Annotated in this window: 8 protein-coding genes; 1 reads left to right on the forward strand and 7 read right to left on the reverse strand. The window is 69.7% G+C overall.

Annotated features, from left to right (window positions below; translation table 11 throughout):
• Positions 1–212: 212 nt before the first annotated feature.
• The 3 genes from OHA03_RS06530 to OHA03_RS06540 all read right to left on the reverse strand — a co-directional run bounded on the left by OHA03_RS06530 (position 213) and on the right by OHA03_RS06540 (position 3,821).
• On the reverse strand, positions 213–980 hold the full coding sequence (locus OHA03_RS06530) for an enoyl-CoA hydratase/isomerase family protein (protein ID WP_093772437.1): 768 nt from the start codon (positions 978–980) through the stop codon (positions 213–215).
• An 87-nt stretch (positions 981–1,067) separates the two neighbouring features.
• Positions 1,068–2,321 (reverse strand): Ig-like domain-containing protein, encoded by a 1,254-nt coding sequence (locus tag OHA03_RS06535; protein WP_267001650.1) that lies wholly within the window; start codon positions 2,319–2,321, stop codon positions 1,068–1,070.
• Positions 2,322–2,552: 231 nt separating this feature from the next.
• The gene (locus OHA03_RS06540; RefSeq protein WP_267001652.1) at positions 2,553–3,821 is read right to left on the reverse strand and encodes an Ig-like domain-containing protein; all 1,269 of its coding nucleotides are present in this window, start codon (positions 3,819–3,821) and stop codon (positions 2,553–2,555) included.
• Positions 3,822–3,972: 151 nt separating this feature from the next.
• Between OHA03_RS06540 and glgX the strand changes: the two genes are divergently transcribed.
• Positions 3,973–6,240 carry a glycogen debranching protein GlgX gene (gene glgX, locus OHA03_RS06545; protein WP_267001654.1) on the forward strand — a complete coding sequence of 756 codons (2,268 nt, stop codon included), beginning with the start codon at positions 3,973–3,975 and terminating at the stop codon, positions 6,238–6,240.
• Positions 6,241–6,282: 42 nt separating this feature from the next.
• Here the strand turns inward: glgX and OHA03_RS06550 are convergent, their stop codons facing one another.
• The 4 genes from OHA03_RS06550 to OHA03_RS06565 form a co-directional block, all read right to left on the reverse strand.
• Positions 6,283–6,933: a response regulator transcription factor gene (locus OHA03_RS06550; RefSeq protein WP_267001656.1), complete on the reverse strand. Its 651-nt coding sequence runs from the start codon at positions 6,931–6,933 to the stop codon at positions 6,283–6,285.
• A 68-nt stretch (positions 6,934–7,001) separates the two neighbouring features.
• Entirely contained in the window at positions 7,002–8,285 is a 1,284-nt protein-coding gene (locus OHA03_RS06555) for a sensor histidine kinase (RefSeq protein WP_267001658.1), read from the reverse strand.
• 32 nt (positions 8,286–8,317) lie between these two features.
• Positions 8,318–9,097 carry an ABC transporter permease gene (locus tag OHA03_RS06560; protein WP_267001660.1) on the reverse strand — a complete coding sequence of 260 codons (780 nt, stop codon included), beginning with the start codon at positions 9,095–9,097 and terminating at the stop codon, positions 8,318–8,320.
• Between the two features lies 1 nt (position 9,098).
• Entirely contained in the window at positions 9,099–10,031 is a 933-nt protein-coding gene (locus OHA03_RS06565) for an ABC transporter ATP-binding protein (RefSeq protein WP_267001662.1), read from the reverse strand.
• Between the last annotated feature and the right edge of the window lie 44 nt (positions 10,032–10,075).

A 10,075-nucleotide genomic window follows, 5' to 3' on the forward strand; every position in this document is an offset into this window, starting at 1 on the left:
CCCCACCCCGGAGGAAGGCATTCCGTGCAGGTCGGTAGGCATATGCCAGTGGCAGAATGCACCTCTGTACGCCCACTCCGACCTGCACATATATGCCGCCCGAACGGGATTGCCCCGGTCATCGAAGTGCTGAGCCTTAAGGTTGCCTTAAGGCTCAGCTAATCCGCCCACACGGATGAACCCACGGCCGTCTGTACCCAACTGGCTTTCGGTCAGAGGAACTTGGCCTTGCCCGGACCCTCTTCGACAAAGCTGCGCATACCGCGCTCGCGGTCCTCCGTGGCGAACAGACCGGCGAACCAGTTCCGCTCGATCGTGAGCCCGGTGTCGATGTCGGTCTCCAGCCCCGCGTCGATGGACTCCTTCGCGGCGCGCAGTGCCAGGGCAGGCCCCTTGGCCAGCCGCGCGGCCCAGGCGTGCGCCTGCTCGTACACCTCGGCCGCCGGCACCACCCGGTCCACCAGACCGATCGTCAGGGCCTCCTCGGCCTTCACGTGGCGGCCGGTGAAGATCAGGTCCTTGGCCTTGGACGGGCCGACCAGCCGGGCCAGCCGCTGGGTGCCGCCCGCACCGGGGATCAGACCGAGCATGATCTCGGGCTGGCCCAGCTTGGCGTTGTCGGCGGCGATCCGGAAGTCGGCGCAGAGCGCCAGTTCGCAGCCGCCACCGAGCGCATAGCCGGTGACCGCGGCGACGACCGGCTTGGGGATCCGCGCCACCGCGGTGAAGGAGTCCTGCAGCGCCTTGGACCGTACGACCATCGCCGTGTGGTCCATGGCCTGCATCTCCTTGATGTCCGCTCCCGCCGCGAACACCTTCTCGCCGCCGTAGAGGACGACCGCGCGCACATCGTCGCGCCGGGTCGCCTCCTCGGCGAGTTCACGCAGCCGGTCCTGGGTGGCGACATCCAGGGCGTTCATGGGCGGGCGGTCCAGCCGGATCGTGCCGACGCCGTCGCTTGCTTCGAGGGTTACCGTCATGGCAGGCAGGTTAACCGGCGCTAACGACGGCGGGCCCGGTGCTGTTGGTCACAGCACCGGGCCCGCCGTCGTGTCGTACGTCGCGAACTACTTGGTCCACTCCGCCCAGCTCATGTTCCAGCCGTTGAGGCCGTTGTCCGGCTGGATCGTCTTGTCCTGAGAGTTCTTCACGACCACGACGTCGCCGATGATCGAGTGGTTGAAGAACCAGGCCGCCGGGGTCGTCTTGCTCCAGCCACCGCGTACGTCCTGCAGACCGACGCAGCCGTGGCTGGTGTTGGTCGAGCCGAACACGCCGGGCCCGCCCCAGTAGTTGCCGTGGATGAACGTGCCCGACGTGGACAGCCGCATCGCGTTCGGCACGTCCTTGATGTCGTACTCGCCGCCGAATCCGACGGTGTCACCGTTCATCCGGGTCACCTTGAGCTTCTCGCTGATGACCATCTGTCCGTTGTACGTGGTGGTCGCCGGGGCGCCCGCGGAGATCGGGATGTTCCTGAGCTGCTTGCCGTCGCGGACGACCTTCATGCGGTGCGTGCTCGCGTCGACAGTGCTGACCTGGCGGCGGCCGATGGTGAACGAGATCGTCTTGGCCTGCTTGCCGTAGACCCCCGGGCGTCCCTCGACCCCGTCGAGGTTGAGCTTCACGGTCACCTTGGTGCCCGCCGCCCAGTAGTTCTCGGGGCGGAAGTCGAGACGGTCGTTGCCGAACCAGTGGCCCTCGACGGGGACGGACGGCTCCGCCGTCACCTCGATGGCCTTCTCGACGGCGTCCGGGTCGGTGATGCCGCGAGTGAAGTGGATCGAGACCGGCATGCCGACGCCCACAGTGGAGCCGTCCTCCGGCGTGTACTGCCCGATGAAGGTGTTCTTCGGGACCAGTGTGGTGAAGGTGGTGTCCTTCGCCGACTGACGGCCCTTGGAGTCCTTGGCGATCGCGTGGACGCTGTACTTCGTCGCCGCGGCCAGGTGCTGCTCGGGCTCCCAGCTCGTGCCGTCCGCCGCGATCTCGCCCTCGACCTCGACGCCCTTGGGGTCGGCGACCTCGACCGTGGTCAGCTTGCCCTGCTCGGCGGAGATCTTCAGTGCCCCGCTGGTGGCGACGGAGTTGGCGCCGTCCTTCGGCGCGACGGTCACCACCGCCTGCGAGGCGGTCGTGTCCTCGTTCTTGCCCCCACCGGTGTTCTTGCCCTTGCTCCCGGCATCGGTGTCTCCCCCACCGCATGCCGTCACCAGCAACAGCAGCGCTCCCAGTACCAGAGCCAGCAGTCCGGCGGTCCCCCGACCACGTCGCCTGCCGTTCGCCCCGACCGATGCCCCCGATATCGGCTGCCCGTTCAATGTGGTCGTCTCCCCTCACACGGCCTGGCCCCGCCAAGGCCCAGGGAGCCCGCAGGCTCCCACCCCCGCGCGCTGCTCATGCGCGCTCAGCGAAAGGTAACCACACCGACCGTCGGGAGATCGCCCCCCGGATGTCACCGTTCAGTCCCAAGTTGGCGCGGAACTTCCCCAGGTGACGCACGGTTCGGAGTGCTTCGCGGGAGTGTCCGGTGCGAGTCCGGCCGATCCGGGTCAGTGGAGCGCGGAGCCCGCCCGCCACTGGATCCAGTTCAGATTCCAGCCGCCCAGACCGTTGTCCGGAGCGACCTGCTTGTCCTCGGAGTTGACGACCTCGACCACGTCCCCGACGATCGTCCGGTCGAAGAACCAGCCGGCCGGGGTGTCCCCGCTGCCGCCCTTCACATCCTGCAGCCCGACACAGCCGTGGCTGACGTTCGCCGAGCCGAAGACGGCACCGCCCGCCCAGTAGTTGCCGTGCACGAAGGTGCCGGAGTCAGTGATCCGCACGGCGTGCGGAACGTCCTTGATGTCGTACTCACCGCCGAAGCCGACGGTCCGGCCGTCCATCCGGGTCACCTCCTGCATGTCGGTGACCACCATCTTCCCGTTGTACGTGCTCGTAGCCGGGGCGCCCGCAGTGATCGGGACCTTGGACAGCAGCCGGCCGTCGCGGCGTACCTCCATGGTGTGGTCGGCCACGTCCACCCTGGACACCTGCGAGCGGCCCACCGTGAAGGTGACCGTCCTGCGCTGGGTGCCGAACACACCGGGCGCGCCCTCCACATCGTGCAGCGCCACCGCGACAGTGACCTCGGTGCCCGGCTTCCAGTAGGCGGCCGGGCGGAAGTCCAGCCGGTCGCCGCCGAACCAGTGCCCCACCACCTCGACCGCAGGCTCGGCGGTGATCCGGATGGCCCGCTGCACCGCCGCACGGTTCGTGATGACGCGGTCGAACCGGAAGGAAACGATCATGCCGGTGCCGACGGTCGACTGCTCGTCCGGCTCGAAGCTGCTGGTGAAGCGCTGCTGAGGGACCGCGGTGGTGAAGGTGGAGTGGCGGGCCGAGCGGCGCCCCGCACCGTCCACGGCCACCACGTCGACGCTGTACTTGGCGGACAGGCTGAGCCGGCCCGAGGCGCCGCGCGGGGTCCAGGAGAGGCCGTCCTGCGAGATCAGCCCCTGCATCTCGCGCTGTCCTGCGTCCTTGCTCCGCTCTGCGTTCGCGGGCGGCTCCGCGACCTCGATCTGCGTCACCTTGACGTGTTCCAGCCGCCCGTCGGAAACCTTCACCTCGACCCGGGCGTCCGGCCTGATGTCCTTGGCCCCGTCCGTCGGGGTGATCCTGATCGCGTACGGCAACGACCGCGGCTTCCCGTTGATGAATGGTTCCCCGTCGGTGCAACCTGTCAGTACGCCCAGTACGGCCAGTACGGCGAGCAGTCCTGCCCATGTCAGCACGGTGGCCGGGCTCGCTCCTGCCTTCTTCGCGTTGTGGTTCACGTTCCCCCAACGACCGGAGCGGCCGAGGGAAACGTGAGTGCGGGCCCTGCCCTGGGCAGAACAGAGGGAGGACCACACTCGAGGAGCCACGGCCGGGACGCCGTGCGCTCCTCTTCGGTGCCGGGTCCGGACGAGCCGCGGGAGGCTGAGAGTGTCGAGCGCAGCCGAGCAGGAGACAGTGCCAGGGCCGATCAGGGAGGCGGTGGAGCGGACAGCGGAAGAGGCGGGGACCGGCCCGGCGAGCGGGCGGGCCCCCTCCGGCGGGCAGCAGCAGCCGGCCGTGTGGCCCGGTGCCCCGATGCCGCTCGGGGCCCGCTTCCGGGTGGGGCCCGACGGGGTGGCGGGCACCAACTTCGCGCTCTGGGCGGGCGGCGCCGAGGCCGTCGTGCTCTGCCTCTTCGACGAGGAGGGGAACGAGACGCGCCTCCCGCTGACCGAGCTGACCCATGAGGTCTGGCACGGCTTCGTGCCGGGGGTGCGGCCGGGCCAGCGGTACGGCTACCGGGTGCACGGCCGCTGGGACCCGTGGACGGGTGCCCGGTGGAATGCGGCGAAGCTGCTCCTCGATCCGTACGCACGGGCCGTGGACGGCTCATTCACCCTGCCGGCCGAGGCGTACGGCCATGTGAGGGACTGGCCGCAGCAGCAGGTCGCCGACACCGTGCGCGACGAACGGGACTCCGCTCCGTTCGTACCCAAAGGTGTCGTCGTCCACGACGACGACGACTGGGCGGAGGACCGGCGGCCCAAGACCCCGTGGGCGGACTCCGTCATCTACGAGCTGCATGTACGCGGCTTCACCAAGCTGCACCCGGGGATCCCCGAGGAGCTGCGCGGCACGTACGCCGGTCTCGCTCATCCGGCGGCCGTCGGCCACCTGCAGCGGCTCGGCGTGACAGCGGTGGAGCTGCTGCCGGTGCATCAGTTCGCCCATGAGGACCATCTGCTCCGGCGCGGGCTGCACAACTACTGGGGCTACAACTCGATCGGCTACTTCGCCCCGCACGCGGACTACTCGGCCAGCGGTACGGGAGGCCAGCAGGTCGGCGAGTTCAAACGCATGGTGCGGGCGCTGCACGACGCCGGGATCGAGGTGATCCTCGATGTGGTCTACAACCACACGGCGGAGGCGAGCGAACTGGGACCGATGCTGTCGCTGCGCGGCATCGACAACCGCGGCTACTACCGGCTCCAGTCCGACGCACGCAGATACGCCGACTACACCGGCTGCGGCAACACCCTGCACGTGGTGCAGCCGCACGTGCTGCGGCTGATCACGGACTCGCTGCGGTACTGGGTCACGGAGATGGGCGTCGACGGGTTCCGCTTCGATCTGGCGGCGGCGCTGGCCCGCTCGATGCACGACGTCGACATGCTGTCCCCGTTCCTCGCGGTGATCGCCCAGGACCCGGTGCTGCGCCGGGTGAAACTGATCGCCGAACCGTGGGACGTCGGCAACGGCGGCTACCAGGTGGGTGCTTTCCCGCCGCTGTGGACCGAGTGGAACGACCGCTACCGGGACGCCGTGCGGGACTTCTGGCGCGGCGCCCTGCCCGATGTACGGGATCTGGGTTACCGGCTGACCGGATCCAGCGATCTCTACGCATGGGGCGGCCGCCGGCCGTACGCCTCGGTCAACTTCATCACCGCGCACGACGGCTTCACCCTGCGCGATCTGGTCAGTTACGAGCAGAAACACAACGAGGCCAACGGAGAGGGCAACCGGGACGGCACGTCGGACAACCGGACCTGGAACTGCGGCGCCGAGGGCGGGACCGGCGACCCCGGCATCAACGCCCTGCGCCGCCGCCAGCTGCGCAATCTGCTCACCACGCTGCTGCTGTCGACCGGGGTGCCGATGCTGGTCGCGGGCGACGAGATGGGCCGTACGCAGGGCGGCAACAACAACGCGTACTGCCAGGACAACGAGGTCAGCTGGCTGGACTGGTCCCTGCTCGACCAGCCCCAGTGGCGGGAGCTGACCGAGCTGACGGCCCGGCTGCTCGCGCTGCGCCACGCCCATCCGGTGCTGCGCCGCCGGGCGTTCTTCTCCGGCCGGGCGCAGGCCGCGGACGGGCTGCGCGACCTGGCGTGGTTCACCCGGCAGGGTAAGGAGATGACGGAGACGGACTGGTACGCACCGGCCGCGACGATCGGTCTCTATCTCTCCGGGCGCGACATCCCGGGCCGGGACGCACGCGGCGAGCAGGTCACCGACGACAGCTTCCTGGCGATCCTGCACGCTGCCGACCGCCCGATCAGCTTCCGGCTTCCGGGGCCGCCGTGGGCGCAGACGTACGAACTGGTGCTGGACACCTCGCAGGAGGACCAGTCGACCGCGCCGGCGACGGTGCACCGGGGCAACGAGGTACTGACGGTGCCGGCGAGGGCGGTGGTGCTGCTGCGCGTCAGGGAGTGAGCAGGGAGCGAAGGGCGTACGGATACGGACGGCGGGGGCAGGTCAGCCGAGGATGCCGCGGTCGTAGGCGACCGCGACGGCCGCGGCGCGGTCCTTGGCGTCCAGCTTGCCGAAGATGTGCGTGAGATGGGTCTTCACCGTTGCCTCGCTGATGAACAGTTCGGCGGCGATCTCCCGGTTGGAGGTGCCCTTGGCGACGAGTTCGAGCACCTGGCGCTCGCGTGCGGACAGCGACTGGTCGGCGGCGCCGGCGGGCATGCGCACCCGGTTGATCAGCCGGGAGGCGACCGCGGGAGACAGCACGGTGCGACCGTCGGCGGCGGCGCGCACGGCGCTGAACAGTTCGTCGCGGGGCGCGTCCTTGAGCAGGTAGCCGGTGGCTCCCGCTTCGATCGCCGGGAGGGTGTCGGAGTCGGTGTCGTACGTGGTGAGGACGAGCACCTTGGAGCGGGCGCCGCGCCGGGTGAGTTCGGCGATTGCCGCGACTCCGCCGCCGCCCGGCATCCGCAGGTCCATCAGTACGACGTCGGGGTCCAGGCGGGTGGCGAGATCGACTCCCTCGACGCCGTCGGCCGCCTCGCCGAGCACCTCGAAGCCCGGGGCCGACTCGAACATGCCCCGCAGACCGTCCCGTACGACGGGGTGGTCGTCGACGACGACGAGGGTGATGGTGCGTGCGGTTTCGTCAACCATGGCGGTTCCACCGTACGCGGCGTTCGGATAAGCGGTGTTCGGATACGCATAGCTCGGATGCGCGGTGTTCATTGCTGAGGAACCAGTGGGACGCGGGCGCAGACCACCGCTCCGTTGCCCGGTTCCGACTCCACCACGACGGCTCCCGCCATGCGTTCGGCGCGGGCACGCATACCGCCGAGGCCGAAACCGTCCGAGCCCCGGTACGGCGGCAGGGCGACCGGGTCGAAGCCGCAACCGTCGTCCCGTACGTCCAGGGTGACTTCGTCGCCCATGAAAGAGAGCGTGACGCCGACCCTGGTGGCCCCGGAGTGACGGCCGACATTGGCGAGGGCTTCCTCCGCGATCCGGAGCAGGGTGGCGCCGACCTCGTCGTGCAGTGGCTCGGCGGTGCCGGTGACCGTGCACTCGGCGCGTACACCTGTGCGTTCCGCCCAGCTCGCGACGGTCTTCCCGAGCGCCTCGGGGAGGTCGTCATGGGCCAGTGCGGCGGGGACCAGATTGCTCACGGACCGGCGTGCCTCACCGAGGCTGTGGCGGGCGAGCGCGGCGGCGCGGTCGAGGTGTACGCGGGCCGTCGCAGGATCGGACTCGGCGGTGGAGGTGACCACCTGGAGCTGGGCGATGATGCCGGTCAGCCCCTGGGCGATCGTGTCGTGAATCTCCGCGGCGAGCCGGCTCCGTTCGTCGGCGACCCCCGCCTCGCGTGCCTGGACGAGGAGTTGGGCATGCAGGCCGGCGTTCTCCGCCAGGGCCTGTTCGAGACGGGCGTTGGCGGACTCCAGTTCGTCGATGATGTCGAGCTGGGTGCGGGCGTGCTCGGCCTCCCGGGTGCCGATCTGCGCGAAGACAAGGATGAGGGTGCCGTGCAGGGTGAACAGGATGCCGAAGGCCGCCCAGTTCGTCGGCGTGTCCGGCGGGAAGCCGCTGCCGCACTGGGAGCCCGCCATGGTGACGGCATTGGCCAGCATCCCGACCCGTGCGGCCCGCCTGGAGAGGAGGCTCCCCGCGTCGAAGTAGCTGAGGACCGCGTACATCGAGAAGAACGGGCTGCACCAGGACAGTACGAAGGCGAGGAGTGTGCGTACGACGAAGTAGACCGGCGCGGCCCACGACCGTCTGGAGGGCCGGTGCCGGATCCGGCTCCACCAGATCTGGAGTGCCAGCGCCACCGGGACCAACACCCCGGCCACGTACATCCCGGTACGGCTCATGACAAGGTCGGCGGACATGGCCGAGATGACGGTGGCCAGCCCCAGCAGACCGTACGGCCCGTACCGGAAGAACCATTCCCACCACTGCTCGGCCGTCCTGCCTGCTGCGGTATCACCGCCGGTACGCACCGTCCCCATGCGGTCAGTCTGCCCCGGCCCGGCCGGCCGCGTTACTTCCACCGGAACCAACGGGTCGCCGCGGCAGCCGTCAGGGCGGTCCACAGGGCCATCACCCCCAGATGCGCCCAGCTCGGCCAGCCGCCGGAGGCTGCCCTGTCCAGTGCCTGGGAGGCCGCGCCGAAGGGGGTGCACTGGACGATCCGGCGGAGGGTGCCCGGCATCGCCTGGACCGGTACCCAGACCCCGGCCGTGAACATCATCGCGAGGTAGACGACCGAGCCGACGGCGGCGGAGGCCTTGGTGGTGGCGGAGAGGGCGCTGACCATCGCCCCGAGGGAGAGAACGCTCGCGGTCGCCAGGAGCAGGGCCAGCAGATAGCCGACGGGCTGACCGGGCAGCCGCACGTCGAAGGCGATGCGGCCGACGGCCATGACCAGCACGGCCGAACCCAGGGCGGCCGCGCCGTGGAGGGCGACCTGCGCGGTGAGCAGGGCGGACGGCCGCACCGGAGTGGTCGACATACGGCGCAGGATGCCGCGTTCGCGATAACCGGTGAGGACGGGCGGCATGGCCTGCAGCCCGGCCATGATCATGGCGAGCAGTACGGCCACCGGCACATACAGGTCGATGACGCGGCGGCCGCCGAGAGCGTCCTCGGGATGCCGGAAGGACGGGACCAGCCCGAGGATCGTCATCAGGACGGTGGGAAAGACGAGGATCCAGAAGAGACTGCCCGGCTCGCGGAGAAAGAGCCGGGTCTCGCACTTGAGGACGGCGAAAGAGGGGCTGCCGGGGGCCGGAGATGTCGATGCGAGGGAGGTGGTGGGCATCTCAGACCGCCGTTTCCTTGTCTGCTTCGGGTTCTGGCTCTGTCTCGGTGAGATCGAGGAATGCGTCGTCCAAGGTCGCTTCGGTGACACGCAGTTGGTGTGCGGTGATGCGGTGCCGGGCCAGCAGTGAGATCACCGCGTTGACGGTCTCGTCGGTGCCGTTGATGACGATCCGGCCGCCCTTCTGCTCGGCCGACGCCGCTCCGGGGAGCTCCGCCAGATCGCCGGTGGCGAGGGGCTGCGAGGGGGTGAAGGAGATGGCGGTGGTGCTGCCGGCTCTGCTGATCAGGCCGGACGGGGTGTCGAGGGCGACGGCCTTCCCCTTGTGGATCACGGCGATCCGGTCGCAGAGCCGCTGGGCCTCCTCCATGAAGTGGGTCACGAGAAGGACGGTCACGCCACTGTCCCGTACCTCTTCGATCAGTTGCCAGGTGTCACGGCGGGCCCGGGGATCAAGTCCGGTGGTCAGCTCGTCGAGCACCACGACCCGCGGGTTGCCGACCAGGGCGAGGGCGATGGACAGTCGCTGCTTCTGACCGCCCGACAGCTTGGCGAACCGGGTGGTGAGCTTGGTGTGCAGACCGAGCCGTTCGGCCAGGGTCCGCCACTCGGCGGGGTGCGGGTGGAAGGCGCTGTACAGCTCCAGCGCCTCGCGCACCGTCAGCTTGGCCTGCAGCTCGCTCTCCTGGAGCTGGGCTCCCAGCAGGTGCGTCACTCGCCCGTGGTCGGCGACCGGGTCGAGTCCGGCGACCCGGACCGTGCCGGCATCGGGGACCCGCAGTCCCTCGACGCATTCGACGGTCGTGGTCTTGCCCGCGCCGTTGGGGCCGAGGATCCCGAAGATCTCCCCCTCGTCGACGGCGAAGGTCACTCCGTCCACCGCGGGGCGCCCGGCGTAGGCCTTGCGCAACCCGTTCACTTCGATGATGGCCATGGGTACGAGGGTCCTGCCGCGCGGGCCCGCGCGGCATCGTCCAT

The organism is Streptomyces sp. NBC_00154, from assembly GCF_026342835.1.
In the GTDB taxonomy this organism is placed as follows: Bacteria; Actinomycetota; Actinomycetes; order Streptomycetales; family Streptomycetaceae; genus Streptomyces.